Annotated in this window: 26 protein-coding genes; 6 read left to right on the forward strand and 20 right to left on the reverse strand. The window is 44.7% G+C overall.

The annotated features are described in order from the left end of the window. Window positions 1-188 (forward strand): transketolase C-terminal domain-containing protein (locus tag H5300_RS05645; RefSeq protein WP_182795609.1); only part of this gene is annotated, 188 nt, incomplete at its 5' end. A gap of 125 nt (window positions 189-313) precedes the next feature. Here H5300_RS05645 and H5300_RS05650 read toward each other — a convergent pair. The 15 genes from H5300_RS05650 to H5300_RS05720 all read right to left on the reverse strand — a co-directional run bounded on the left by H5300_RS05650 (window position 314) and on the right by H5300_RS05720 (window position 13,538). After that, window positions 314-673 (reverse strand): putative quinol monooxygenase, encoded by a 360-nt coding sequence (locus H5300_RS05650; RefSeq protein WP_004734402.1) that lies wholly within the window; start codon window positions 671-673, stop codon window positions 314-316. A 50-nt stretch (window positions 674-723) separates the two neighbouring features. Further along, window positions 724-1,230, reverse strand: coding sequence for a phosphatidylglycerophosphatase A (gene pgpA / locus H5300_RS05655; RefSeq protein ID WP_029222303.1), 507 nt, complete (start codon window positions 1,228-1,230; stop codon window positions 724-726). Continuing rightward, window positions 1,230-2,204, reverse strand: a complete 975-nt coding sequence (thiL, locus tag H5300_RS05660; RefSeq protein WP_182795610.1) for a thiamine-phosphate kinase — start codon at window positions 2,202-2,204, stop codon at window positions 1,230-1,232. Before thiL ends, pgpA begins: the two co-directional genes overlap by 1 nt. A 115-nt stretch (window positions 2,205-2,319) precedes the next feature. Beyond that, on the reverse strand, window positions 2,320-2,787 hold the full coding sequence (nusB, locus tag H5300_RS05665; RefSeq protein WP_004734399.1) for a transcription antitermination factor NusB: 468 nt from the start codon (window positions 2,785-2,787) through the stop codon (window positions 2,320-2,322). Next, window positions 2,787-3,257, reverse strand: a complete 471-nt coding sequence (gene ribE, locus H5300_RS05670) for a 6,7-dimethyl-8-ribityllumazine synthase (protein ID WP_004734398.1) — start codon at window positions 3,255-3,257, stop codon at window positions 2,787-2,789. Before ribE ends, nusB begins: the two co-directional genes overlap by 1 nt. A 280-nt stretch (window positions 3,258-3,537) precedes the next feature. Further along, window positions 3,538-4,647, reverse strand: a complete 1,110-nt coding sequence (gene ribBA / locus H5300_RS05675) for a bifunctional 3,4-dihydroxy-2-butanone-4-phosphate synthase/GTP cyclohydrolase II (RefSeq protein WP_004734397.1) — start codon at window positions 4,645-4,647, stop codon at window positions 3,538-3,540. A gap of 108 nt (window positions 4,648-4,755) precedes the next feature. After that, on the reverse strand, window positions 4,756-5,412 hold the full coding sequence (locus tag H5300_RS05680) for a riboflavin synthase (protein ID WP_004734396.1): 657 nt from the start codon (window positions 5,410-5,412) through the stop codon (window positions 4,756-4,758). An 84-nt stretch (window positions 5,413-5,496) separates the two neighbouring features. Further along, entirely contained in the window at window positions 5,497-6,591 is a 1,095-nt protein-coding gene (gene ribD, locus H5300_RS05685; protein WP_108195366.1) for a bifunctional diaminohydroxyphosphoribosylaminopyrimidine deaminase/5-amino-6-(5-phosphoribosylamino)uracil reductase RibD, read from the reverse strand. Window positions 6,592-6,631: 40 nt separating this feature from the next. After that, the gene (nrdR, locus tag H5300_RS05690) at window positions 6,632-7,081 is read right to left on the reverse strand and encodes a transcriptional regulator NrdR (RefSeq protein WP_004734394.1); all 450 of its coding nucleotides are present in this window, start codon (window positions 7,079-7,081) and stop codon (window positions 6,632-6,634) included. A gap of 156 nt (window positions 7,082-7,237) precedes the next feature. Then, window positions 7,238-8,488, reverse strand: coding sequence for a glutamate-5-semialdehyde dehydrogenase (locus H5300_RS05695; protein ID WP_182795611.1), 1,251 nt, complete (start codon window positions 8,486-8,488; stop codon window positions 7,238-7,240). Between the two features lie 74 nt (window positions 8,489-8,562). Then, the gene (proB, locus tag H5300_RS05700) at window positions 8,563-9,747 is read right to left on the reverse strand and encodes a glutamate 5-kinase (protein WP_017084187.1); all 1,185 of its coding nucleotides are present in this window, start codon (window positions 9,745-9,747) and stop codon (window positions 8,563-8,565) included. A 76-nt stretch (window positions 9,748-9,823) separates the two neighbouring features. Further along, entirely contained in the window at window positions 9,824-10,213 is a 390-nt protein-coding gene (gene crl / locus H5300_RS05705) for a sigma factor-binding protein Crl (protein WP_004734391.1), read from the reverse strand. 143 nt (window positions 10,214-10,356) lie between these two features. After that, the gene (frsA, locus tag H5300_RS05710) at window positions 10,357-11,610 is read right to left on the reverse strand and encodes an esterase FrsA (RefSeq protein ID WP_026012376.1); all 1,254 of its coding nucleotides are present in this window, start codon (window positions 11,608-11,610) and stop codon (window positions 10,357-10,359) included. An 89-nt stretch (window positions 11,611-11,699) separates the two neighbouring features. Then, complete coding sequence (gene tet(34), locus H5300_RS05715; RefSeq protein ID WP_017084190.1) at window positions 11,700-12,164, reverse strand: oxytetracycline resistance phosphoribosyltransferase domain-containing protein Tet(34); 465 nt, start codon at window positions 12,162-12,164, stop codon at window positions 11,700-11,702. Between the two features lie 84 nt (window positions 12,165-12,248). Next, window positions 12,249-13,538 (reverse strand): NCS2 family permease, encoded by a 1,290-nt coding sequence (locus H5300_RS05720; RefSeq protein WP_017080057.1) that lies wholly within the window; start codon window positions 13,536-13,538, stop codon window positions 12,249-12,251. A gap of 1,063 nt (window positions 13,539-14,601) precedes the next feature. Here H5300_RS05720 and H5300_RS05725 point away from each other — a divergent pair. Beyond that, window positions 14,602-16,074 (forward strand): aminoacyl-histidine dipeptidase, encoded by a 1,473-nt coding sequence (locus H5300_RS05725; RefSeq protein WP_017087469.1) that lies wholly within the window; start codon window positions 14,602-14,604, stop codon window positions 16,072-16,074. A gap of 154 nt (window positions 16,075-16,228) precedes the next feature. Here H5300_RS05725 and H5300_RS05730 read toward each other — a convergent pair whose 3' ends face one another. Next, window positions 16,229-16,768: a DUF3332 family protein gene (locus tag H5300_RS05730; RefSeq protein ID WP_182795612.1), complete on the reverse strand. Its 540-nt coding sequence runs from the start codon at window positions 16,766-16,768 to the stop codon at window positions 16,229-16,231. 271 nt (window positions 16,769-17,039) lie between these two features. Between H5300_RS05730 and H5300_RS05735 the strand changes: the two genes are divergently transcribed. After that, complete coding sequence (locus H5300_RS05735; RefSeq protein ID WP_004734415.1) at window positions 17,040-18,086, forward strand: succinylglutamate desuccinylase/aspartoacylase family protein; 1,047 nt, start codon at window positions 17,040-17,042, stop codon at window positions 18,084-18,086. 194 nt (window positions 18,087-18,280) lie between these two features. On the opposite strand, the gene H5300_RS05740 is transcribed toward H5300_RS05735, so the two are convergent. Continuing rightward, window positions 18,281-18,598 (reverse strand): DUF3622 domain-containing protein, encoded by a 318-nt coding sequence (locus H5300_RS05740; RefSeq protein ID WP_004734416.1) that lies wholly within the window; start codon window positions 18,596-18,598, stop codon window positions 18,281-18,283. Between the two features lie 354 nt (window positions 18,599-18,952). Between H5300_RS05740 and H5300_RS05745 the strand changes: the two genes are divergently transcribed. After that, window positions 18,953-19,963: an adenosine deaminase gene (locus H5300_RS05745; RefSeq protein WP_182795613.1), complete on the forward strand. Its 1,011-nt coding sequence runs from the start codon at window positions 18,953-18,955 to the stop codon at window positions 19,961-19,963. Between the two features lie 91 nt (window positions 19,964-20,054). Here the strand turns inward: H5300_RS05745 and H5300_RS05750 are convergent, their stop codons facing one another. Next, window positions 20,055-21,239, reverse strand: coding sequence for an NnrS family protein (locus tag H5300_RS05750; RefSeq protein WP_182795614.1), 1,185 nt, complete (start codon window positions 21,237-21,239; stop codon window positions 20,055-20,057). Between the two features lie 308 nt (window positions 21,240-21,547). On the opposite strand from H5300_RS05750, the gene H5300_RS05755 reads away from it, so the two are divergent. Then, the gene (locus H5300_RS05755; protein ID WP_004734419.1) at window positions 21,548-22,102 is read left to right on the forward strand and encodes a gamma-glutamylcyclotransferase family protein; all 555 of its coding nucleotides are present in this window, start codon (window positions 21,548-21,550) and stop codon (window positions 22,100-22,102) included. A 46-nt stretch (window positions 22,103-22,148) separates the two neighbouring features. Here the strand turns inward: H5300_RS05755 and H5300_RS05760 are convergent, their stop codons facing one another. Next, the gene (locus H5300_RS05760) at window positions 22,149-22,481 is read right to left on the reverse strand and encodes a tRNA-binding protein (protein WP_065205069.1); all 333 of its coding nucleotides are present in this window, start codon (window positions 22,479-22,481) and stop codon (window positions 22,149-22,151) included. 197 nt (window positions 22,482-22,678) lie between these two features. Between H5300_RS05760 and H5300_RS05765 the strand changes: the two genes are divergently transcribed. Beyond that, on the forward strand, window positions 22,679-23,677 hold the full coding sequence (locus H5300_RS05765; protein ID WP_017080052.1) for a substrate-binding domain-containing protein: 999 nt from the start codon (window positions 22,679-22,681) through the stop codon (window positions 23,675-23,677). 218 nt (window positions 23,678-23,895) lie between these two features. On the opposite strand, the gene galM is transcribed toward H5300_RS05765, so the two are convergent. Beyond that, window positions 23,896-24,975, reverse strand: coding sequence for a galactose-1-epimerase (galM, locus tag H5300_RS05770; protein ID WP_182795615.1), 1,080 nt, complete (start codon window positions 24,973-24,975; stop codon window positions 23,896-23,898). Window positions 24,976-24,982 lie beyond the last annotated feature (7 nt).

Here is a 24,982-nt window from a genome sequence, read left to right on the forward strand (position 1 = left end):
CGATTGCAGGTGGTGCGGGTGCGGGTGTGATTGAATTCTTGATGCAAGAGAAGCTGCTAATGCCTGTATTGAACCTTGGCCTACCAGACAAGTTCATTGCTCAAGGTACTCAAGGTGAGCTGCATGAAGAGCTTGGCTTAGATGCGAAAGGTATTGAGAAGTCTATCTCCGACTACCTTGCCAAATAGCTTTCACAAGCAAACAGCATAAGCGACAAAACAAAAAAGGTTGGCCCTAGGGTCAACCTTTTTAGTATCTGCTAACTGATAAACTATTCGTTGTTTAGCTGTTAGTTATTAGCAATTAAGCCTGCTTAGCAACAAGGCTTAAGTACAGGTGCGTCATAGTTCTCTGGTTCGTCAGAGTAGATAGCAACGTTGAAGTTCTCAACTAAGCCTGTCTCTTCAACACACTGCTCTTGGAAGAACTGTTGAATCTCACGACGTTGACAGTGTGCTTCGAATGCTTCGTTGTCCGCCCAGATCTCATTGAATGCAATAGGGAAACTCTCACCCTCTGCAAATGGGCTCTGAATGTGACGAGTCACTGTATATTGGATACAACCGTCTTCACGCATTGTGTTTGGCTCTAGTGATTTCAGAACTTCAAACAACTCGTTCAATTTGCCTTCTTTAGGCTGAAATTGAGCAACACAGTAAACCTTCTTAGACATTGTAATTCCTTGTTTTTATCTATTATTGTTCGTTATTTGGATATTGATTCTTAAACGAGCCAACCTGAAAAATGAGCCACCGCATACAGCGAAATCGCCGCCATAATACCCGCCACAATATCATCAATCATGATACCTAAGCCGCCGTGAACTCGCTTGTCTAACCAACCAATTGGCCAAGGCTTTACCATATCGAAAAAACGAAACAGAACAAAGCCAGCGAATAGCCATTTCCAATCATTAACAGGAATACCCAACAACGGTACTAGGCCCATGGTGATCCAAAAGCCCGCAAACTCATCCCATACAATAGAGCCGTGATCGTGCACGCCCATGTCATCAGACGTCACTTGGCATATTTTGATACCAATAATGCAGCTCACAACCACAAGAATGACATAAATAGGGAAAGGTAACTGAACCAGCAATAGATAAAATGGGATCGACGCAAGCGTTCCCATGGTGCCGGGAATAATCGGCGATAAGCCACTACCAAAACCCGTTGCCAATAAGTGCCAAGGATTTTTAAGAGAGATTGCAGAAAGTGGGTTTGTCATCAATTAACCTTAAAGTGATCGTAACCAGTTAAGCTCCAGCTTAGTGGTTCACCATTATTGTGTAATTCAAAATATTCTACAGGTCTTATCTGGCCAATGCAGGTGACTTTTGTACTAGTGTGTGACAAAGCACTTTCCAACGACCCTTTATTCTCTTCTGGTACAGTAAAGCACAGTTCGTACTCTTCACCGCTGGTGAGCGCATATTGCTGAGCTGAAGTGATATCAGGAGCGAACTGACGTAACTCTGGAGAGATTGGCAGCGTGCTTACATCAATGCTTGCACCAACCTCTGAACGCTTCAGGATATGCTTTAGGTCAGCAATCACGCCGTCAGAGATATCAATAGCAGACGAAGCAAGGTTCACGAGCGCTTGACCAGCCAATACTCGAGGAACGCTCATATAGTGCCTTTCTTCAAGCTCAAGAGCATAAGGTTTGACTTTGTTCTGTTCTGGCTCAAGCAATACTTCTAGGCCGGCTTTGCTATCACCTAGGTTACCCGTTACGTAAATCCAGTCGCCCACTTTAGCGCCATCTCTACGCAGTGCTCGACCTTCTGGCACAAAACCTTGTACAGTCAATGTCAGACTTAATGGCCCCTTGGTTGTATCACCGCCAATTAACTGAATACCAAAGTAGTCAGCGAGCTTGAAGAAGGAGTCACAGAAGGGAGCAAGCCATTCTTCATCGACTTCTGGCATAGTTAACGCAAATGAAACCCAAGCAGGCGTCGCGCCCATAGCCGCAAGATCACTGATGTTCGAAGCCAATGCTTTGTGTGCCACCCAAGCTGGGTTTGCCTCTGCTAAGAAGTGCGTGCCCGCGACTAAAGTATCCGTGCTAATCGCTATCTCAACATTGCCCGGCGCTTTGACCAAAGCACAGTCATCGCCAGCAGCCAGATGTACGTCTTTACGTTGTGGTTGTCGATTTACAAAATATTTTTCAATCAGGTTAAATTCGCCAGACATCACATGCCCTATCTTTAGTCTTCATACAAATCACCGTAATTATTAATATTACAGAAATTTAGTTACAAAAAAGGCCAGCATAAAAGCTGACCTTTAGATTCAATATACGAACGTCTTATTTCTTACGAACGTGTGGTGCAGCTTTATCAAGCACACCGTTAACAAACTTATGGCTGTCTTCTGCTGCAAATACTTTTGCAAGCTCGATAGCTTCGTTGATAACCACTTTGTATGGTACATCTTCGCGACGAGTCATCTCGTACATAGCTAAACGTAGAAGCGCTAGTTCCATCAAATCCAGATCTTGCATAGGGCGAGATACGAATGGACGAAGCTTGCTATCAAGTTCCATGTGGCTAAGAGCAACACCAGTTAGTAAGTCGCGGAAGTATGCAACGTCTGTTTCTGGCATAGCTAGAGCAGGTTCTGCGGCATGATGCTCTTCTTCATCATACTTACCACCAGATAAGAACTGTTCTTCAACGGTAGCAATATTTTCTTTAGTAATTTGCCAAGAATAAATTGCTTGTAGAGCAAATTGACGTGCGTTACGACGTGCGGCTGGTTTCACACTGGCCCCCATTAGGAATCGATTTCAGAAAGAACGTTGATCATCTCAAGTGCGCTAAGTGCGGCTTCTGCACCCTTATTACCAGCCTTGGTTCCTGCGCGTTCAATAGCTTGATCGATCGTATCAACAGTAAGAACACCAAACGCTACTGGAAGAGAAAATTCCAGAGACACTTGTGCCAAACCTTTATTACATTCACTACAAACATAGTCAAAGTGAGGTGTACCGCCACGGATTACTGTACCAAGAGATACAATCGCATCGAACTTACCTGTTTTTGCAACGCGTTGCGCTACAAGTGGAAGTTCTACTGCACCAGGGCAACGAACAACAGTGATGTTGTCTTCGCTTACTTGTCCATGACGCTTTAAAGTATCGATTGCACCAGAAAGTAAACTTTCGTTAATAAAACTGTTGAAACGAGCAATAACGATAGCAATTTTTGCATTTGGCGCTGGGAAGCCACCCTCGATCACTTTCATAAGCCTTCCTTTAACTATTTTCATCAAGTGAGAATCGCCGGATTCTAGCACAAAACTGTGAGCAATATCTAATGCTAATTTAGAAGAACAGACACCGGAGATGTAAAGATGATAACGCAGCACGGCTCTCAACCATATAGGAGCAACCAGTAGTCAAGCTCGTGTATTTAACACGTTTTGAATCGGGCTCAACTACTTTGCTCTTTTGGCAAAACGAATCACCAAAAGAGCCACTGGAATCATCGGTAAATTATGTTGCTATAAACAGAGATATATCGACTTACTCGCAAACATACTCAACAACGTTAAGACCAAAACCACCCAATGCGTGGTAACGCTTAGTGCTTGAAGAAAGCAGACGCATATCGTGTACGCCTAGGTCTTGAAGAATCTGAGAGCCGACACCAACACGACGCGAGGTACCTTGCTTCTTTGCCATGGTTGGCTGCTCGTTCTTGTCTTGCGCTTCGAATGTCTTCACTTTGTGAATCAAAGAATCAGACGACTCTTCGTTGCCAAGAATAACCAACACACCGCCTTCATCGCCAATGCGCTTCATCGCTTTATCTAGTGACCAGCTACGCTCGGTACCGCGATCAGAATGAAGCAGATCGGTAAACGTGTCATGCAGGTGAACACGTACTAGAGGAGCGCCTACAGACAAGTCGCCTTTTTGCATCGCGTAGTGGATCTGGTTATCAATCGTGTCACGGTAAGTCACAAGCTCAAAGTCACCAAACTCTGTTGGCAAATGACATTGTGCTACGCGTTCAATCGTCGTTTCTGTGTTGTTGCGGTATTCAATCAAGTCCGCAATGGTGCCTAGCTTGATGTCGTGCTTTTCTGCAAACACTTCAAGGTCAGGACGACGTGCCATGGTGCCGTCGTCATTTAGGATCTCAACGATAACAGATGCTGGCTCACAGCCTGCTAGACGAGCTAAATCACAGCCTGCTTCAGTGTGGCCTGCGCGTGTTAGAACACCACCTTCTTGAGCTGTCAGAGGGAAGATATGACCAGGTTGAACTAAGTCAGCCGCTTTCGCATCTTTTGCCACAGCCGCTTGAACGGTAACAGCGCGGTCTGACGCAGAAATACCCGTTGTTACGCCCTCAGCAGCTTCAATTGAAACCGTAAAGTTCGTCGTGTACTGAGCGTTGTTGTCTTGAACCATAGGTGCTAGACCCATGCGATTTGAACGCTCTTTGGTCAACGTTAGGCAAATTAAGCCACGGCCATACATCGCCATGAAGTTAATCGCTTCTGGCGTGACATGTTCTGCTGCCATGATCAAATCGCCTTCATTTTCGCGATCTTCATCATCCATCAGGATAACCATTTTTCCTAGGCGAATGTCTTCAATAATTTCTTGAGGAGTACTAATTGGCATTGTTCTATATCCTTTGAAATGGTTCTGCTTCCTAGAACCGACACTATTTAAACCTGATGATATTGCTTCGCTTTACAAAGTCTCGCTTAACACACTTTGTACCAACGATTAGGCAAAACCATTCTGCTGTAAGAATTCCATCGTTAATCGAGATTCAGGCTCAGACTCTTGCTGCTGGCCTTGCAGTAGACGCTCCATATAACGTGCTAATACATCGACTTCTAGATTCACTTTACGACCAACATTGAATTGATCAATGGTGGTTTCTGAAGAGGTGTGAGGAACGATAGTCAACTTAAAGGCATTCTTGCGTAAATCATTCACCGTCAGGCTAATACCATCAACAGTGACTGAACCTTTTTGAGCTACGTACTTTGAGATCTCTGCAGGCATTTCTACCCAGAACTCAATCGCACGACCGACTTGGTTACGCTCAACAATCTCACCCACGCCATCAACGTGACCCGATACGATATGACCACCGAAACGCGTGGTCGGTAACATTGCTTTCTCTAGGTTGACCTTGTCGCCGGCTTGGTAATCCACAAAACCCGTTTTTTTCAGGGTCTCAAGCGAAAGGTCTGCACTGTAGCTGTGATCGTTATACTCAACGACCGTCAAACACACACCATTGGTCGCGATACTGTCGCCTAACTTAACGTCAGCCATATCAAGATTACCAACATTAACCGTTACGGTGATGTCTTCTCCGCGGGGAGTGATTGCACTCAATGTACCTACGGCTTCTACAATTCCTGTAAACATTTTAAAACTCTTTTTGTTGTCAACAACACGTATGTAGTTGGAGTAACTATTTCTACTGTGGTTTCGTCACGATTTATTTCGCGACTATTGGTTAGCCGCAATTGATTTCGCAATAATAGGCTTCGCGACAATGCGAATATCCACACCAACCTGTCGAACATCTTTGATTTCTAGGTCAATCACATCAGACATTGAAGTGAGCCCTAATGCGCCCATCAAACCTCGTCCGTCACTGCCCATAAGTTTAGGCGCTAAATAGAGGATTAGCTCATCCACTAGCCGTGCTTCAATCAAGCTCTTGGCCAATGTCGCGCCCGCTTCGACCCAAATATGATCAATATGGTTCGCTGGCAATTGACGCATCAGATCGTGCAAATCGAGCTGACCTACCTCTGTGGTTCCGACTTCAATATCAGCAGACGCTTCAGCGACTCTCAATACCGATGTTGGAGTTTGGAATAACTTGAGCTCAGGGCGCAGTTGATTTTGACGATCAAGAATCACGCGAATCGGCTGACGCAGCTCGTCTTCAGCGTAATGATCTTTGATACTGCTTGGCAACTCTGCCCAACGAACATTCAACGACGCGTTGTCGTCAATCACCGTCTGGCTAGTTGATAGCACAGCGCCTGACTTTGCTCGGTAGTTCTGAACATCACGACGCGCTTCTGGCGATGTGATCCACTGGCTTTGACCATTTTCCAATGCCGTTTGCCCATCAAGGCTAGCCGCCATCTTTAACTGAACGAATGGCATGCCCGTTTGCATACGCTTGATAAATGCAGGGTTCAAGTCGAGAGCATCTTGCTCTAATAAACCGATTTCAACCTCAATGCCTGCGTCGCGTAGCATTTTGATACCACGACCTGCAACTTTTGGGTTTGGGTCCTGCATAGCACAAATCACTTTGGCTACTTGAGCCTTAATCAAACCTTCCGCACAAGGTGGCGTTCGACCATAGTGCGAGCAAGGCTCTAGCGTGACATAAGCCGTCGCACCTGTTGCCTTATCGCCCGCCATTCGCATGGCATGTACTTCAGCATGAGGCTCACCGGCTTTGGCATGAAAACCTTCACCAACGATCTGACCATCGGTTTGCACAATGACACAACCCACATTCGGGTTGGGTGCAGTAGTGTAAATGCCGCGTTTTGCTAACTGAATAGCACGCGACATCATTTGAAAATCTAGGGGAGTAAAGTTTGACATGATTGAGGCGTTAATCCTCTAATTTAGCGATTTCTTCGCCAAACTCTCGAATGTCTTCAAAGCTGCGGTAAACAGAGGCAAAACGGATATACGCCACTTTATCCAATTCTTTCAATTGGCCCATCACAAGGTTACCAATCATCTCGCTTGGTACTTCACGCTCACCAGTTGCACGGAGTTGTGACTTAATCGTACTGATAGCAAGTTCAATCGCATCAGCACTCACTGGGCGTTTTTCTAGGGCGCGCTGTACACCACCCACCATTTTATCTTCATTAAATGGTTCGCGGTTTCCATTCGACTTTATGACTTTAGGCATCACAAGTTCTGCCGATTCGAAAGTCGTAAAACGTTCACTACATGCAAGGCATTGACGGCGACGACGAACCTGATGGCCATCGGCTACCAGTCTTGAATCGATTACTTTAGTGTCGTTCTCTGAACAAAAAGGACAATGCATATCACCTCCAAATAATTGAATATCAGTGTAACGGAATTGCCAAACGTTAGGAAAGAAAAAGGGCCAATTAAGGCCCTTTTGTGTGGTGATTCATTGATTATTGCTACTCGATCGCCATTTCAAAAATGAGCTGAGGAGTAAAATTAACGACCAGCGTTAACCGCGAATCAAATAGTTCGCTTTACCTACCCATTTGTAGCTTGTCAGTTCTTCTAAGCCCATTGGGCCGCGAGCGTGCAGCTTCTGGGTTGATACTGCGACTTCAGCGCCTAAACCAAACTGTGCGCCATCAGTGAAACGTGTTGATGCATTCACATAAACCGCCGCAGAACCAACAGAGTTAATGAAACGCTCTGAGCTCTCTAGACTATTAGTCATGATCGCATCTGAGTGACTCGCGTTGTGTACGCGCATGTGGTCAATCGCTTCTGCCACATCCGCTACCACTTTCACGCCTAACGTGTAGCTTAGCCATTCAGTGTCAAAGTCACCTTCAACCGCATCACGTTGGTCTTCAAAACCTGCTAGCAGTGATTTTGCACTGACGTCAGCAACCAAGGTTACCTTACCTGCTAAACGCTGTTTCAGCTTAGTTAGGAAAGCTTCAGCAACGACTTCATGCACTAGCAATGTATCTAACGAGTTACACGCTGATGGGCGTTGAACTTTTGAGTTTTCGACAACATCAACAGACTTCTCAAGATCAGCGCTCTCATCAACAAAGATATGGCTGATACCGAAACCACCGATGATAACTGGAATAGTGCTGTTCTCTTTACACATCTTGTGCAGGCCAGCACCGCCACGAGGAATAATCATATCCACGTAGTCATCCAGTTTAAGCAGTTGAGAAACAAGTTCACGATCTGGCTTCTCGATGTACTGCACAGAAGCGGCAGGAAGCTCAGCTTTCTCTAATGCAGACTGGATAACTTTAACCAGTTCCATGTTCGAGAAGAACGTCTCTTTACCACCACGTAGAATGCTTGCGTTACCTGTCTTCAGACACAGAGCTGCAATATCGATGGTTACGTTTGGACGCGCTTCATAGATAACACCCACCACGCCAAGCGGTACGCGACGGCGAGACAGTGACATACCGTTTTCCAGTACCTTACTGTCAATCTCGCTGCCCACAGGGTCGTTAAGGCTAATTACGTTACGTACATCGTTAGCGATACCCGTTAGACGTTCTTTGTTCAGCAATAGACGATCAAGCAGTGCGTCAGTTAAACCCGCTTCACGACCAAGTTCGATGTCTTTTGCGTTCGCTTCTAAAATCGTAACTGCGTTTGCTTCTAGCTCATCAGCGATGATCGCCAATGCTTTATTCTTTTGCGCCGTTGATGCGGTCGCTAGGTGGAAAGCAGCGTCTTTTGCTGCAATACCCATGTTAGTTAAATCCACGTTTAACTCTCCCTAAATTCTGTCTGTCTTTGGATGTAAAAAGGCGATTCGCCTTATCATCACGAGATCACGAACTACTCTTGAATCACAACCAGGTCGTCACGGTGAATGACTTCTGACCCATAATCGTATCCAAGAATGTCGCCAATATCTTTACTGTGCTTGCCTGCAATTTTTGCTAGGTCTTGGCTTGAATAACTGGCGATACCACGCGCAATGACTTTGCCTTTACTGTCTGTGACTTGGGTGACTTCACCACGAGAGAATTCGCCTTTAACTCGAACAACCCCTTTCGCCAACAAGCTACTGCCTTTAGTGTTAACTGCGTTCACCGCTCCATCGTCGACTACGATGTCACCAGCAGAAGCTGGGCCTGCTAGAATCCAACGTTTACGGTTTTCAAGCGCTTCAGCTAAAGGCAAGAAACGCGTGCCTTGCGGGTTATCACTCAATGAATCAAACACCACATTTTCAGCACTGCCCGCAGCAATAATCACTTCAATACCCGCACGACGAGCAATATCAGCTGCCTGCAGTTTTGTCGCCATGCCGCCAGTACCTAACGTAGTACCACTTCCGCCTGCGATCTTACGCAGTGTGTCATCAATAGTTTTCACTTCTTTGATGAGCTCAGCATTTGGGTCTTTACGAGGGTCTGCGGTAAACAGGCCTTTTTGGTCAGTGAGTAACAAAAGCTTATCAGCGCCACATAAAATACCGACCAGTGCCGACAAGTTATCGTTGTCGCCCACTTTAATTTCATTAGTGGCTACTGCGTCGTTTTCGTTTACTACCGGAATAATATCGTGCTCAACAAGCGCGTTGATCGTGTCACGTGCATTCAGAAAACGCTCGCGATCATCGAGATCAGCACGAGTCAGTAGCATCTGGCCAATCTTAAGGCCATAGATAGCAAACAAAGACTCCCAAACTTGAATCAACTGACTTTGCCCAACTGCCGCAAGCAATTGTTTGCTCGCCATTGAGTTGGGAAGTGCGGGGTAACCAAGGTGCTCACGTCCGGCTGCAATTGCGCCAGACGAAACCATAACCACAGAGTGGCCTTGTTTTTTTAATTCAGCACATTGACGAACCAGCTCAACCATGTGAGCGCGGTCTAATGCCAATGTTCCACCAGTTAAGACACTGGTACCCAGTTTAACAACGACAGTTTTACGCTGTGTTGTTGTCCCGCTTTGATGATTTGTTGTCATGAAGTCTTTTATGAATAAAACAAATAAGAGGTGATGTTTTAGCAATCAACAGGGGAATTCACAAGCAGAAAAGGTGCGAAATCGCACCTTTTTGCTTTATAGAGAAGAGTAACCTTCAAAATCAGACGAATTCGACAGACTCTTCGTCTAACTGAACGCCGATTTCAAATTTCTTTTGAAGTTCGTCAACCAGCTTTTGGTGAAAGGCTTCTTGAGTTCGAGAGACCTCAGCGACCGCCTTTTTAGGTAATGGCAAAGGATCCCAGTTACCATCAATGTTGTATTTACCCGTGTTGTACTTCGCCGAGAATCCTTCTTCCGACTTATCCAACTCTAACCACCAGCCCCAGAACTCACGCTCTTCTGGTGACTTTTTATCGTTTACACACACAGACAAGCAATCAAAAATGTAATGACCATCTTCTGATTGCGGCTCCCTCAAGTAAGGCCCAATAGCCTTTAAAACGTTTAACAAGCGATAATGCGTAGGTTGTTGTGTCACTTCTGACATATTGAATCTCCATTTCAATGTTAAGAATGACGTTACTCAGACTGCAATACGTAGAAAGCACGCAGTTGGATTTTATAAATTTTCTCTGAGTATCAGGTACTTACTTTGTACACTTTTCATGCTTAACTAATTTCGGAGAAATGTCATCTAAATAATTCATCCTCAAGCCACTTTATCGCTAATTCGAGGGATTGCTCATACCCCTGTGTAATTGATTTGGTTTTGATTTTCTTCGCTTTGCCGTAATCACTGTAAATAGCAACCAGTTGATTATCCAGATGCGGTGAAACAGGGTCACCTTCCAAAGCCAATGCCAAAATAGGAACACTGGTTTTACTGTTAGCCAGCAAGCCTTGCACCTTCAATGACCAAGCCATCAGTTGTCCAGAAAGGCTATTGATATCCACCGCCCCTTTACCAAGACGCGAAGCCAATACATCCAAGTGCATCTTAGGCATCTGCTTTAGTTTGTCGGCATGAACAAAGATATCGTGGATCGGAGCCCCTAAAGAGATACAGGCTTTGAGTTTATGTTGCTCAAGGAAGGATAACCTCACCATCGCGTTACCACCGAATCGGAAACCAAACAGACCGACTTTATGATGGTCCACCCATGGAATGTTAGGCAGTTCATTCAACACGGCTTGATGCAGGCAAGAAGAGTCTTCGGTTAGTGGCCAGTGCGAACTGTGCCCTATCGATGGCATATCAATCGTTAGCATCGCAATATTTTTCGGTGCTAGGTAATCTCTAAACAAACGCCACATGTCAGTTTGCAGGCTATCTAAACCTGCACTCACGATCACGACAGGTTGTGGTTTGTCTGTTTTGGTTAGATGTAAGTTCGCCTTAATCTTTTTGTTTTGATACGGCACTTCGATTTGTTTGACGATCAATTTGGTGTGTTTGATCGCTTCAGAATACGCCGCATTCGCTAATACCTGTGCCTGAGCAGCAAGGTTATCGTTCTTTAGATGTGGGTAGCCCGCAATGCTGAAACACAGCGATGCTGAAAATAACTCTTCAGCCATTTCTTCGCCGTTCTTTTCATTCGAGCGATTTTGATGCTGCATACCCAGCTTGGTCCACTCGTATGCCCAGTTACCGCTGCGGTAGCCCATCACGGTATCTAGCCACTCATCAGTGGTACGAGAATTATCGGATGACGCGATGCGTGCCAATACCGCTTCTTGCTCTATCGGGTTAACGCCTTGCCATACCCACTGAAGACGTCTTAGGTTTCGATACCAAGATGAGTTCTGCTCTTCACGCTTTTTATCCAGCAGTTCTTCAGAACTTGGCATGTAGCGAGTAAGCATTGAGGTCTCTTTGGCCTGCTTGTGCTTTACAAACAAGGTTTCCGAAAGGTTCGAGCTCGTTTCTTCTGATTCAGACATTGGGATACTTAATAAGAAATGGTTGTTACTAATCATATAAAAAAAAATGACCCTATAAAGGGTCATTTCTCAAAAAACTAAGTTTACACTTATTTTGACTTGCGATTTACCGGCTCAACGAAGCTTAGGCTAGTATCCCAAGGTTGCTCAATCCATGTGTCTTGAGCGATATCCACGATGTACTCGTCTAGTAAATCAGCACCAGATGGCTTAGCACATACAGCGATCAATTTCGCTTTAGGGTACATTTCGCGAAGCTTGCGTGCAGTATCACCACTATCAACAAGATCTTCAACGATTAGGAAGCCTTCGCCGTCACCTTCAGGTGCTTTAACGACTGTCATATCACGTTGGTGATCGTGGTCGTAGCTAGAAATACAAATCGTATCTACGTGACGAATACCCAGTTCGCGAGCCAAGATTGCACCAGGAACCAAACCACCACGGCTTACTGCCCAGATGCCTTTCCACTGCTCTGCTGGCATTTGCTTTTCAGCAAGTTGACGGCAGTAAGTCTGCATGTTGTCCCAAGTGATAACGAATTTGTTGCTCATAGTATAAAACCTAATAATTTTGTCATGTTATTAGAGGCTATGCCTTACATAGCCTCTTCAGCGATTAAGCAGAAATCTAGACGATTAAGCGAAAATGTATTTAAGAATAAAGATAACCGACATTACCCACACAGCAGGTGAAACGTCGCGACCTTTACCACTTAGCAGCTTAATTGCAGCGTAAGCGATGAAACCTAGTGAGATACCCTCAGCGATAGAGTACGTCAGCGGCATAAGCAGACATGTTACCACGACTGGTGCGGCTTCCGTAAGATCACGCCAATCAATGCCAACTAGGCCAGACATCATCAGAATTGCTACATAGAAAAGTGCACCTGATGTTGCGTAAGCCGGAATCATACCTGCAAGTGGCGAGAAGAAAAGTGCCAGTAGGAATAAGATACCAACAACAACCGCAGTTAGACCGGTACGACCGCCTTCAGCGACACCCGCAACACTCTCAACATAAGAAGTTGTGTTTGATGTACCTAGCAATGCACCAATAGATGTTGCTGTAGAGTCAGCAAGCAGTGCTTTGTTCAAGCGCGGTAGTTTACCGTCTTCTTTGATTAGGTTTGCTTTCGTTGCAACACCAACCAAGGTACCCGCGGTATCGAACAAATCGACGAACAAGAATGCAAATACCACTGAAATCATACCGATTTCAAATACAGCCGAGAAATCAAGCTGCATGAATGTAGGAGCAAGGCTTGGTGGTGTCGACATGATGCCGCCGTATTGAACGTCACCGATCGCAATACCAATCGCTGTGATAGCGAGAATCGCGATCATTACTGCGCCTTTCACACCACGGTGTACAAGAGCAATAGTAATGAAGAAACCAAGCGCACCTAACATTGGCGCAATCGCAGTGATATCGCCCAGTGAAACTTTAGTCGCTGGATTAGAAACAACGATGCCTGCATTGCTAAGCGCGATAAATGCTAGGAAAAGACCGATACCCGCAGAGATACCAACACGCAGAGACATAGGGATCGAGTTGATAATCCATTCACGGATCTTAAAGATACTTAAGAAGATGAAGATTACGCCTGATACGAAAACCGCTGCCAGAGCAACTTGCCACGTATAACCCATACCCATTACAACAGCGTAGGTAAAGAATGCGTTCAAACCCATGCCTGGAGCTTGAGCAATTGGGTAGTTAGCAACAAAGCCCATGATGAAACAGCCAATAGCAGCCGCTAAACAGGTTGCTACAAATACAGCGCCATGGTCCATACCAGCATCAGCTAGAATCATTGGGTTTACAAAAATGATGTAAGCCATTGTTAGGAAGGTTGTTAGACCTGCGATGATTTCAGTGCGCACATTGGTGCCATTTTCACTGAGTTTGAATAGCTTTTCGAACATTATCGAATCCTATAAGGGTAAAAAGTAAACGGTTGCGTAAACGATTGGCTGTGGATTATAAAGTTATCAAATAACAAATTCCAGATAGAATTAAGGCTCTAATCGATATTTATCAGAATGCCGTATGAAACAAAGCGATTACAAATGAGGAATAACAAGAATAATAACCATTAAAAACAATAGATTAAATGAAATAAAGGCGATGTGATTACTTGGTTATTTTTTCAACCGTCGGTTATTTCCATTGAGAATGTAGCCATCATATTCTCAATTTAAACCCACAAGAGTTGTGTATTTTTCAACAGGATCAGTAATAAGACGCAAATTGATATTTTGGCGTTTAAAAAACAACCACTCAGAACAGCAAAGAAAGTGACAAGCGAAAGCGGTTTGGAAAAGTAGCAGGCAAAAAAACGCCACTCAAAACTGAGTGGCGGTAGAATCTGTCAACCAAAAGGGCTGTAAAAGAATTCCAATATATAGGGGTGAACAAAACTGTTCGAGTTACATGCTTACGGTATTAGTAACCAAAGCTTGTAGGGTATGCAAAGTTGCTAGTGTAAACAGAGCTGTTAATCCAGAACATTGCAGATGGTAAACCTTTCATAACTATCACCTTAATAAATCAATAAAAAACGAATTTGATTTCTCGGTTCCTTGGAGGCGATAAAACGGACTCATCCTTTGAGCATTTACTCTTCATCTCAGAAGTTGGTTATTAATATACCCTAAAGAAAAAAGATTACAAGTATTTTTTGCTATGCGTCACACTTTTGGCCATTTATGGTTATTTTGAAAACTTATTTCTGTAATTAAATTACAGAATAGAGTTAAACAAACGTTTGCCTGAGCCATTTATAAGCATCAAGTCTCTTAATTATGATCAGGTGGACAAGATCGCTTTCAAAATTTGAGGTATTTGAGGTTTATAACCGCTACTCGTCAAAACGCTCAAGTGGTATGCTGTTGCCATCAAAACAGACCCATATTTTAGATTTTTATTCTAAGTTTTTACCTATAGAAATCCTAAATATATGGTTATCAAATAAAAAAGGAGTCATCCGTGTCTGAATTCCATTCTGAGATCAGTAAATTGTCCCCTGCCCCTATTTGGCAGTTTTTCGATAAAATTTGTTCAATCCCGCACCCTTCGAAACATGAAGAGGAGCTTGCTCAATACATTATTGCGTGGGCAACAGAGCAAGGCTTAGATGTACGTCGCGACCCAACGGGCAACGTATTCATCAAAAAGCCAGCAACGCCGGGTATGGAAAACAAAAAAGGTGTCGTGCTACAAGCTCACATCGATATGGTTCCACAAAAGAACGAAGACACTGATCACGACTTTACAAAAGATCCAATCCAGCCATACATCGATGGCGAATGGGTTACAGCAAAAGGCACAACGCTTGGTGCTGATAACGGCATGGGAATGGCTTCTTGCTTAGCCGTTCTTGCTTCAAACGAAATCCAACATGGCCCTATCGAAGTTCTACTCACTGTAGATGAAGAAGCAGGCATGACTGGCGCGTTCGGTCTTGAAGCGGGTTGGTTAGAAGGCGATATCCTTCTTAATACTGACTCAGAGCAAGAAGGCGAAGTGTACATGGGTTGTGCGGGCGGTATCGACGGCGCAATGACATTTGAAATTGCACGTAATGCGATTCCAGCTGACTTCGTAACACGCAAGCTAACGCTAAAAGGCCTAAAAGGCGGTCACTCTGGTTGTGACATCCACACCGGTCGTGCAAACGCAAACAAACTGATTGCTCGCTTCCTAGCGGGTCACGCAAAAGAGCTAGACCTTCGCATCGTAGAATTCAAAGGTGGTAGCCTTCGTAATGCGATCCCTCGTGAGGGCTTCGTAACGGTTGCGGTTCCTGCTGCAAACCAAGAGAAATTAGCTTCGCTATACAACTACTACACTGAGCTGCTTTCAACAGAGCTAGGTAAAGTAGAAGACAGCATCGTGACTTTCAATGAAGAAGCTTCTGTAGAAATGGGCGCACTAGCGTCAGCAGACCAAGCTCGCTTTATCGCGGCACTTAACGCATGTCCAAACGGCGTGATTCGTATGAGTGACGAGATTGAAGGTGTTGTTGAAACGTCTCTAAACGTAGGTGTTATCACAACAGAAGAAGATTCAATCACAGTACTTTGCTTGATCCGTTCTCTTATCGACTCTGGTCGTAGCCAAGTAGAAAGTATGCTTCACTCTGTTGCTGAACTAGCAGGCGCTAACATCGCGTTCTCTGGTGCTTACCCAGGTTGGAAACCAGACGCAGATTCAGAGATCATGCATATCTTCCGCGACATGTACGAAGGCATCTACGGTCACAAGCCAAACATCATGGTTATCCATGCTGGCCTTGAGTGTGGTCTGTTCAAAGAACCTTACCCGAACATGGATATGGTTTCTTTCGGCCCAACGATCAAGTTCCCACACTCTCCTGATGAGAAAGTGAAGATCGACACAGTTGAGCTGTTCTGGAACCAAATGGTTGCATTACTTGCTGCGATCCCAGAAAAAGCATAAATCGATTCGCTAGTGTTTTCCAAGAAATGGGCTCTTCAATAAATAGCACTTTTCAGTAAACACCGTTTATTAAGAACAAAATAAAACAGGTACTCAATGAGTACCTGTTTTTGTATCTAATCTTTGTCACTGCTACTTGTGACTAAATAAATAATTAAGCGCGTGAAGCCGCGTAGCTTTCTAGCTCATCAATTGAAGTTTGTGCCACTACTTCGCCGTCGATGAAGTACGTCACCATCTCGCCTTCACGAACACCGATTAACGTCGCACGCTCACCAGACTGGTAAGTGATGTCCATTTGGATAGTGTTTTCGTCGATCTGCTGCATTTGACCTTTCTCAATCATATCGGCACTCGTGATCGAGCCTACTGGCGCTTCAGTCAGTGACTTATCAAGCTGATCGTTGATATCAAGGTAAGTATCAGTCTTAGTATCAAAGATGTGCGGAGCACCTGTTAGTGGGTTGCTACCCGTCCAGAACTCTAGTGAGTTGAATACTAGGTAATCGGCAGCAACCGTTAGACCATACGCAGGTGCAAGTAGTATGTTCAAACCACCACGAGCGTAACGGTTATCAACAGCCTTCACGTTAAACTTCATTAGATAACCGGTTACTGCGTTACTACCCACACAACCAGATAGAGCAACAGATACCACTGCTAGTGCTACAACTTTTGAAATTGTTTTTTTCATTTTGATCTCGATATTTGAATTTGGCCGCCAAAAAATGGCGATGGATAATACCAACCAACCGAACAATAAATATCAGCGTTAAATCAATGTATTGTCAGGAAATTCACAATTCTAAACCCCTTCTAACTAGCTAAATCAAAAACAGAAACCAATTAAGAAACGCCTCCATAAAAAAGTTTTGTCGTCACCGTAAAGCGATTGATTCGTACTAAAAATCAACGATTGATACATTCCGTGTTAGCGAATTATCACCATGTTGAGAACAACCTAAATGGCAAGACTAAAACCTAATCAACCCTTCGAATTACTTGGTTATACTGTTCAGCCAGGACAGAGAATGGAGATTGAACTGCAAGCGGCTCAGCTTTACACGCATTCTCCACTTTCAATCCCGATTGAAATTATTCATGGTCGCCAAGCGGGCCCAACACTGATGGTAAACGCGGCGATCCACGGAGATGAATTAAACGGTGTTGAGATTGCACGACAGCTGACCAATGCGATTGATCCAAAGAAACTGAAAGGAACACTACTTGTTGTGCCTATCGTTAACGTATTTGGTTTTATCCATAAGTCTCGTTACCTACCAGACCGTCGTGACCTGAACCGTTGCTTCCCAGGAAGTGAAAAAGGATCACTGACATCACGCATCGCTCACACCTTCTTTGAGAACGTAGCGAAGCACTGTGATTACATTCTGGATCTTCACACGGGTGCGATTCACCGTACTAACTTGCCACAGATCCGTGCAAACCTGTCGAACCCTGAAACACTGCGCATCGCAAAAGCGTTCGCAACACCCGTGATCATAGATTCTCCACTGCGTGATGGTTCACTGCGTAGCGAAGCGGAAAAGCTGGGTATTCCTGTATTAACTTACGAAGGTGGTGAAGCGCTGCGTTTTGATCACCTAGCGATTCGTGCGGGTTACCTTGGCGTGCATCAAGTGATGAAAGAAATCGGCATGCTGCGCCCTAACCGTAAGAAGTTACCAGAGCCAGTATTAAGCAAATCGACCAGTTGGATCCGCGCTGAATCAGACGGCATTTTGCGTAATATGGTAAGGCTTGGCGAACAAGTTGAAGCTGGACAAACCCTGGCTTACATCAGTTCTCCATTGGGTCACCAAGAAGGCCAAGTAATCACAACCAAAGGCGGTATCGTGATTGGTCAACAAACTCTACCGTTGGTAAACGAAGGTGACGCAGTATTCCACATTGCTTACTTTAAGCAAGATGATGATGAAGTGGGACAGTCTGTAGAGAGTTACATTGAAGAAGTCGCGGAAGACGATTGGCTGACAGCGCTAAACAACTAAGGACCGAATTCGGGTAATTAGTGAATCAGATACGTAGCCACCAGCCATGAGTGGTTACGTGATCCAGACTAATACGCCACAAATGAAAAAGCCCCGATAAACTTTTAACTAGAAAGAGAAAAGCTATATCGGGGCTTTTTTTACTTGTCCCTTATCTTAAAATTAAGGGACCTGTAAATTAATTGTGCACTGGATTACTCAGCGTCTTCTTGCTCTTCTTCACGAGCTTTTGCGCGTGCTTCACGTGCTTGCTCAGCTTTAAGCTCTTTAGTGTGACGTAGTTCGTCACGCTCTTTACGCTGCTCTGATTTACGCTCGTTACGTTCAGCTTGGTTTGAGATGAAAGATGCTAGCTCTTTCTCTGCCCACTCTTGTGCTAGAGCTTCAGTTTCGAAACCAGACTCACGCTTAGATACTGTTGTGCTGCGAGACGTTACTTGACGAGTAATCTCTGCACACCAACCGTTGCGTTTTTCTGTAAGGCGGATATCAAATTTTTTGTTCTTAGACATGTTCTATTTTTTCCTAAGGGAGATCATTAAGGGATCGGTCACTTTGATAACTCCATCTAAGTGAGCATCTTTTAACACCATCCCTTGGTAAGCGCGGTATTAGAGCACAAATCAATGAATATTGCTGCAAATATTTGCAGCGGATCACACTCCCATGCTGCAAATCGTTTGCGCCGGATTTCAATGGGTTCGTAACTCTCGATTCATCATCAACTTCTGTGCAATTTTATCGACAACAATGAAATGAACTATGCTCAAACAGAGATAAATGAAAGAGATAACCTGCAGGCTCAGGTTTACAGACTCTACTGTCTCGCCTACTCCGCCCATAATTAAAATAGCTAAGGAGTTGCTATGGATAGCTTCATCAAACATTTACCCAAGGTTGAGCTGCATTTACATATTGAAGGCACGCTAGAACCTGAGCTGATGTTCCAACTGGCCAAGCGCAATAACGTGTCGATTCCCTTTGATAACCCAGACCAAGTAAGAGACGCGTACCAATTCCACAATCTTCAGTCTTTTCTCGATATCTATTATCAAGGCGCAAACGTACTGATTCATGAACAGGATTTCTATGACCTGACTTGGGCTTATCTACTCAAGTGCCAACAAGATAATGTGGTTCATACTGAGATCTTTTTTGACCCTCAAACCCACACCGAACGTGGCATTGCCTTTGAAGTCATCATTGGTGGGATTACTCAAGCTTTGAATCAAGTCGAGCAAGAACTAGGGATCAGCAGCCAGCTGATCATGTGTTTTCTGCGCCATCTTGATGAAGACAGCGCTTTTGAAACACTCAAACAAGCCCTTCCCTATAAAGATAAGATCATTGCCGTCGGGCTGGATTCGTCGGAAGAAGGAAACCCGCCGGAGAAGTTTAAGCATGTGTTCCAAGAGGCGATCAACCAAGGGTTCCTGACCGTCGCGCACGCCGGAGAGGAAGGCCCTGCGCAAAATATTAGTGACGCGCTGAGCTTGTTGGGCATCACCCGTATTGATCATGGCGTTCGCTGTGTAGAAGATGAAGACTTGATGGAACAGCTAATCGCTAAACGCACACCGCTGACCGTATGCCCGCTATCGAATACCAAACTAAAGGTCTTCAACACCATGCAAGAACACAATATCGTCGAGTTGCTGAGAAAAGGGTTATGCGTCACCATCAATTCCGATGATCCGGCTTACTTCGGCGGCTATATGAATGATAACTTCCTCGCCGTCGCCAATGCTCATCCACTGACCAAAAACGAATTAGCGCAATTCAGTATTAATGCTGTCGAAGCGAGTTTCATCTCGCCTCACGCCAAAGAAGATCTCATTGCACAAGTGCGCCAATATCTTGCCGAGAATACTCACTAAGAGAATGGATCTTTGAGAATGGAGCTTTGCTGCGATCAAAAAAGGGAAGCTCAGTGCTTCCCTTTCAAAATGGGTTCGAAAATCAATAGGCTTAGCCTGGGTGACCATCCACTCTTGGCGTTAGAAGCATCATGCCGAACTTCCAGATAAACAACCCGAATGCTAACGTCCATAAACCCGCGCTGATGTTCACCATCTCAAATAAATACGCAGGGAAGAAAGTCACACCTACGCTGCGAACCAAAGCCGCGACAAAAATAGCCGAGAACGCTAACGCCATACTTGGCCCTTTATAGATAGCACGACCCGTGTGCCCCATTGTCACGCGCGTAATCATCGCAAGAATTAACCCACTCAAACCGCCAATCGCAAACAAGTGCAACATGTTGTGGCTCGCGAACGGGTTGTCTAATAAACCACGTAGCAGCAAGCTTAAAGGGATGCATAGGTAAGCCGCATGCAGCGACCACACCAAGGGTTCAGATAACGTAGTCCAAGGCTTCCAGCGGATAAAGCGCACCAACTGAGTCACACCTGCAAATACCATCAACTCATTGCCGATTTGAGCAAAGGTCAATGGGAAGAAGCTCAATACAAATAAGCCAACCAAAGGTAGATTCGCTAACCATTCCAACCAAACCAGTGGTTGTGCTTTTTCAAAATCGAAGCGACGTGCCGTGAAGAACGGAATAACTCGCCCACCCATCACTGATAGCAGCAAGGTAAACCACCACAACATCGCTTGCCAAACTGCAGACGATGGAAATGGAGGCATACCCTTAATAGTTGCGTAACTAGCAAAGTTCGCCACGATAGCCAATATAAACAGCGGTACAAAGAATAGATTCTTCCAGCCTTTCGATTTAACGACTCGGAAACCAATTTCGTAAGCGGCGAAGATTAAGAACACCGCCTCAACCGATGAGATCAGCCATAACGGTGCGGGGGTCCAAAACAGAATACGAGGTGCTAACCACAAACCAACCAGTGCGGCTAATCGATAGTGTTTGGTTCCATTGACGCCCGTCCACGTTTGCACCGCAGTTAACACAAAACCGACCACAATCGCCATGGCAAAGCCAAACAGCATTTCATGTACGTGCCACCAAAGCGCCGGTACTTTTAGCATTTCTGGCTGACCGTTTTGGAACATGATGACCCAAGCTACAATAGCGATCACAGCATAGAGACTGCTTAAAAAGAAGAAAGGTCTAAAACCTAATCGAAGATATGCAGGAATCGCATCTTCTACACTTTTATCTGTGATATTTAACAAACTCGTTCCTCATTTCAGATAACAAGCCAAGAGTGGCTTCTGGGAATTGCTATTTCATAGTCAAATTCATGATGCAGTAATCATCACTGCAATATTGCCTAACGTAATGCATGAAACGCGCCAAAGGTATAAAGCCAATAAAAACAAGTAACAAGGAGTCTTTAGGCTTCAAAAAAGTGTCAATTAAACACACCCTACAGAAGTCATTTAGACTCATGAGAGTGTAAAATAAAAAACTACTGACATTTGATGAAGCCAAACATATAGTAAGACTAGTCTCAAATACAAAAGAACAGACAGGGAACGCGATGTATATTTTTGGTTATGGTAGCTTGATCAACTCCTCTTCTCGTCAACTCACAGGTCAAACAGGACAAGCGATTCCTGCGATAGTGCATGGCCTAGTTCGTCACTGGAGTAAGATCGATGACAGCTATGTGTTGTCACCTTTGATCGTGAATCTCGGTGAGGGACAAGTGAATGGAGTTTTACTTGAGGTGGATGATATTGCGCTGACTGAGTTTGATCGCCGTGAGCGTGGTTATCACCGAATCGAATTAAAGGCCTCTCAGATAGAAAGCCAAAATGAGTTTAAACAGGATCAATCGATCTGGGTTTACATCAAAGACGAGATTCAAGCACCTTGCGAAAACAGCCCTATCGTTCAAACCTATGTCGATACGGTATTAGCAGGATGTTTAGAAGTGTCTGAAAGCTTTGCGGCGCACTTTGTTCAACACACACAAGGTTGGCATCACCCATTAGAGAATGATCGCCACCAACCTAAATACGGCAATCTTGCTGGGGTTTCAGATCACCACCACAGTGTGATTGATGGCTTGATACTGACTGTTCGAAGCTAGTTGATTTAGGTTGGTGAAAACATTGACTCACCAACCTAAAGCGATCTTAAACGACACGAATACCTGCAGGCATCGCACGTTCCGGGGTCAGCAATACACTTTCAGATTCATCTTCCGTTTCGGCACATAACAACATGCACTCAGAAGTGTGGCCTCTCATCTTCGCCTTCGCTAGATTACACAAAACAACAACCGGCTTACCCATCAACTCTTCTTCGGTGTAGTAAGGCACTAGGCTGGTCACCGTTTGTAGCGTCTTCTCACCGATATCCACTTGCACGATGTAAAGCTTGTCTGCGTTTTCATGACGCACAACCTCAATGATCTTACCGACACGCATTTCTAACTTAGCAAAGTCACCATAAGAGACAGTATCCATTTCTCACTTCCTATATTGATTTATTTTCACTCATTAAATCATTTACTAAAATTAAGTAAAATGTAAATGTTTACACTAGCATTAAGCCTAATAATTACAAGCGGTAAAGATCTCATTACTGGAAGTAAAATGAGAGTTTCGTTGCCTTGCACTCATTGTCGGTGTTAAATAGATGCAGCAATGTATAGAGGTTAAAAATGGCAACAATTAAAGATGTCGCAAGGGAAGCAGGTGTTTCTGTTGCAACCGTATCTCGAGTCGTAAATAAGTCTCCGAAGGCAAGTGCGAACTCAATTGAATCCGTCACCAAAGCGATGTCTAAACTCGGCTATCGCCCGAATGCCAATGCTCGCGCGCTGGTAAGCCAGAGCACCAATACCGTCGGTGTGTTGGTTGGTGATATCTCCGATCCTTTTTTTGGCACGCTGGTTAAGGCTGTCGATAACGTCGCTCGTGAGAACGGAAAGCATATCCTCGTCGGTAATGGCTCACACGATCGTGAAGAAGAGAGACAAGCGATTGAGTTACTGATCAATAGCCGTTGCGACGCCTTAGTGATCCACTCAAAAGGCCTGACAGACGAAGAACTGATTGCCTATGCAAAAGAAGTAAAAGGCTTAGTGCTGATCAATCGCTATATTGCTGAGATTGCCAACCGTTGTATTTTCTTGGACAACAAGAAAGGCGCGTATCTTGCGACTGAATATCTGATTCGTCATGGTCATAAAAATATTGCCTGTATCGCTTCATCGCACAGCATTGAAGATGCCGATGAGCGTGTACAAGGTTACTTGTCAGCACTCTCGGATTACAAAATAGCGTTATCTGACAGCTATATTGAGTACTCAGCTCCCACCAGTGAAGGGGGTGAATACGCCATGACCAACCTTTTGACTAAATCACTGCCAATCACAGGCATTGTTGCGTACAACGATTACATGGCGGCAGGTGCTCTGTCTGTCTTAGATGAGAACGGTATTCAAGCGCCGGACAAAATGTCGATCATCGGTTTCGATGATGGCTTGATTGCACGCTATGTTCATCCAAAGCTAACCACCATTCGCTACCCGATTCAGATGATGGCAGAGAAAGCGACACGACTCGCGTTGCACTTAGCCAAAGGTGAAAACACCTCAACGGAGCCAATGATGTTCTCTCCGACTTTGGTGCGCCGTAATTCGGTAGAGAAAATCTAAGCTCTGGTCAACTCACCAAACAACAAACAAAAAAAGCCCTAACAGAATCGCTTCTGTTAGGGCTTTCCTACCTTACTCTGATACCCAACAATCGCGCTTAATAAATCACACACTCGTTGAGCGCCACTTTTGCTCATCCCCCAAGAACAACGCGATAACTCACATCGTTCTATTCACAAACAAAAGCAATTGGCATAACCGTTTTGAGCTAGAGCGTACTAGTTTGAAGAATCCCCCGAAAATTCAAACTGGTAACAGGTACGGTAGTTATATTCTTGTTCAGGCTTGAGAATACAACTGTCCTGCTTCCACTCTGAGTGGTTAGGAGAGTCAGGTAAGAACTGGGTTTCTAACGCCAAACCAGCGTAATCTTCATAGCTGCCACCACTTCGGTTTGGTGTACCACCAAGCCAGTTTCCGGTGTATAGCTGCATCGCAGGTTTGGTTGAAAATACTTTTAGTGTGACGAGCGCATCCGGTGACGTTACGGTAGCGGCGCATTGAGTGCGCTTACAGCCATCAGCCAATAGGAAAGAGTGGTCGTAACCCTTTGCTGCTTTCTGCTGTTCATCACCCAACAAACGCTCTGAGATCATCATAGGCTGATTGAAGTCGAAGCTGGTCGATTTCACCGATTTAAGGTTGCCTAATGGAATTCCTACCGAGTTGGTCGGTAAGAACTGATTGGCGTTGATGCTCACAATGTGTGACAAACAATCGTGCCCGGCTTCTGCACCAAGTAGGTTGAAGTACGCATGATTCGTTAGGTTGACCACGGTTGGCTTGTCTGTGGTTGCAGAGTAATAAATGGAAACTCGATTGTCTTCGGTAATGTCATAACGCACCGACACATTCAAATTCCCCGGAAATCCTTGGTCGCCATCAGCAGACTCTAGAGTGAACACCACTGACGTTTCGCTTTGCTCGGCAATATTCCAACGACGTTTATCAAAACCGTTCGGACCACCATGTAAAGTATTGCCCGCTTGGTTGGTTTCCAGCTTGTAGTTTTGACCATCAATTTTGAAACGACCATTGGCTATGCGGTTAGCATAACGACCAACAGTTGTACCCATATAGCTGGCTTGTTTATCGAAGTTCTCCATTGAGTTAACACCCAACAAAACCTCTCTTTTATTTCCCTTTACTGGCAGGATACAGCTCAACCATGTTGCACCAATGTCCATGAATGTCACTTCCATGCCACGCGTATTTGATAGCGTCACTAACTGAGCGGGTTGGCCATCATAGGCTGGAGTTTGTGTCATGGATTGATGCAGGTTTTGCTCTTGTGTCATTCTAAAT

The organism is Vibrio sp. SG41-7, assembly GCF_014164465.1.
In the GTDB taxonomy this organism is placed as follows: domain Bacteria; phylum Pseudomonadota; class Gammaproteobacteria; order Enterobacterales; family Vibrionaceae; genus Vibrio; species Vibrio splendidus.

Bases quoted from the DNA above. Each gene is read 5' to 3' on its own strand.
- H5300_RS05735 (WP_004734415.1), top strand. From the start codon at position 17,040: ATGGCAAGACTAAAACCTAATCAACCCTTCGAATTACTTGGTTATACT.
- H5300_RS05680 (WP_004734396.1), bottom strand. From the start codon at position 5,412: ATGTTTACAGGAATTGTAGAAGCCGTAGGTACATTGAGTGCAATCACT.
- H5300_RS05730 (WP_182795612.1), bottom strand. From the start codon at position 16,768: ATGAAAAAAACAATTTCAAAAGTTGTAGCACTAGCAGTGGTATCTGTT.
- galM (WP_182795615.1), bottom strand. From the start codon at position 24,975: ATGACACAAGAGCAAAACCTGCATCAATCCATGACACAAACTCCAGCC.
- H5300_RS05720 (WP_017080057.1), bottom strand. From the start codon at position 13,538: ATGTTCGAAAAGCTATTCAAACTCAGTGAAAATGGCACCAATGTGCGC.
- H5300_RS05745 (WP_182795613.1), top strand. From the start codon at position 18,953: ATGGATAGCTTCATCAAACATTTACCCAAGGTTGAGCTGCATTTACAT.
- crl (WP_004734391.1), bottom strand. From the start codon at position 10,213: ATGTCAGAAGTGACACAACAACCTACGCATTATCGCTTGTTAAACGTT.
- H5300_RS05650 (WP_004734402.1), bottom strand. From the start codon at position 673: ATGTCTAAGAAGGTTTACTGTGTTGCTCAATTTCAGCCTAAAGAAGGC.
- nrdR (WP_004734394.1), bottom strand. From the start codon at position 7,081: ATGCATTGTCCTTTTTGTTCAGAGAACGACACTAAAGTAATCGATTCA.
- nusB (WP_004734399.1), bottom strand. From the start codon at position 2,787: ATGGGGGCCAGTGTGAAACCAGCCGCACGTCGTAACGCACGTCAATTT.
- H5300_RS05755 (WP_004734419.1), top strand. From the start codon at position 21,548: ATGTATATTTTTGGTTATGGTAGCTTGATCAACTCCTCTTCTCGTCAA.
- frsA (WP_026012376.1), bottom strand. From the start codon at position 11,610: ATGTCTGAATCAGAAGAAACGAGCTCGAACCTTTCGGAAACCTTGTTT.
- H5300_RS05740 (WP_004734416.1), bottom strand. From the start codon at position 18,598: ATGTCTAAGAACAAAAAATTTGATATCCGCCTTACAGAAAAACGCAAC.
- pgpA (WP_029222303.1), bottom strand. From the start codon at position 1,230: ATGACAAACCCACTTTCTGCAATCTCTCTTAAAAATCCTTGGCACTTA.
- ribE (WP_004734398.1), bottom strand. From the start codon at position 3,257: ATGAAAGTGATCGAGGGTGGCTTCCCAGCGCCAAATGCAAAAATTGCT.
- ribD (WP_108195366.1), bottom strand. From the start codon at position 6,591: ATGATGTCGCGTGCTATTCAGTTAGCAAAACGCGGCATTTACACTACT.
- ribBA (WP_004734397.1), bottom strand. From the start codon at position 4,647: ATGCCAATTAGTACTCCTCAAGAAATTATTGAAGACATTCGCCTAGGA.
- H5300_RS05760 (WP_065205069.1), bottom strand. From the start codon at position 22,481: ATGGATACTGTCTCTTATGGTGACTTTGCTAAGTTAGAAATGCGTGTC.
- thiL (WP_182795610.1), bottom strand. From the start codon at position 2,204: ATGTCTGGCGAATTTAACCTGATTGAAAAATATTTTGTAAATCGACAA.
- H5300_RS05765 (WP_017080052.1), top strand. From the start codon at position 22,679: ATGGCAACAATTAAAGATGTCGCAAGGGAAGCAGGTGTTTCTGTTGCA.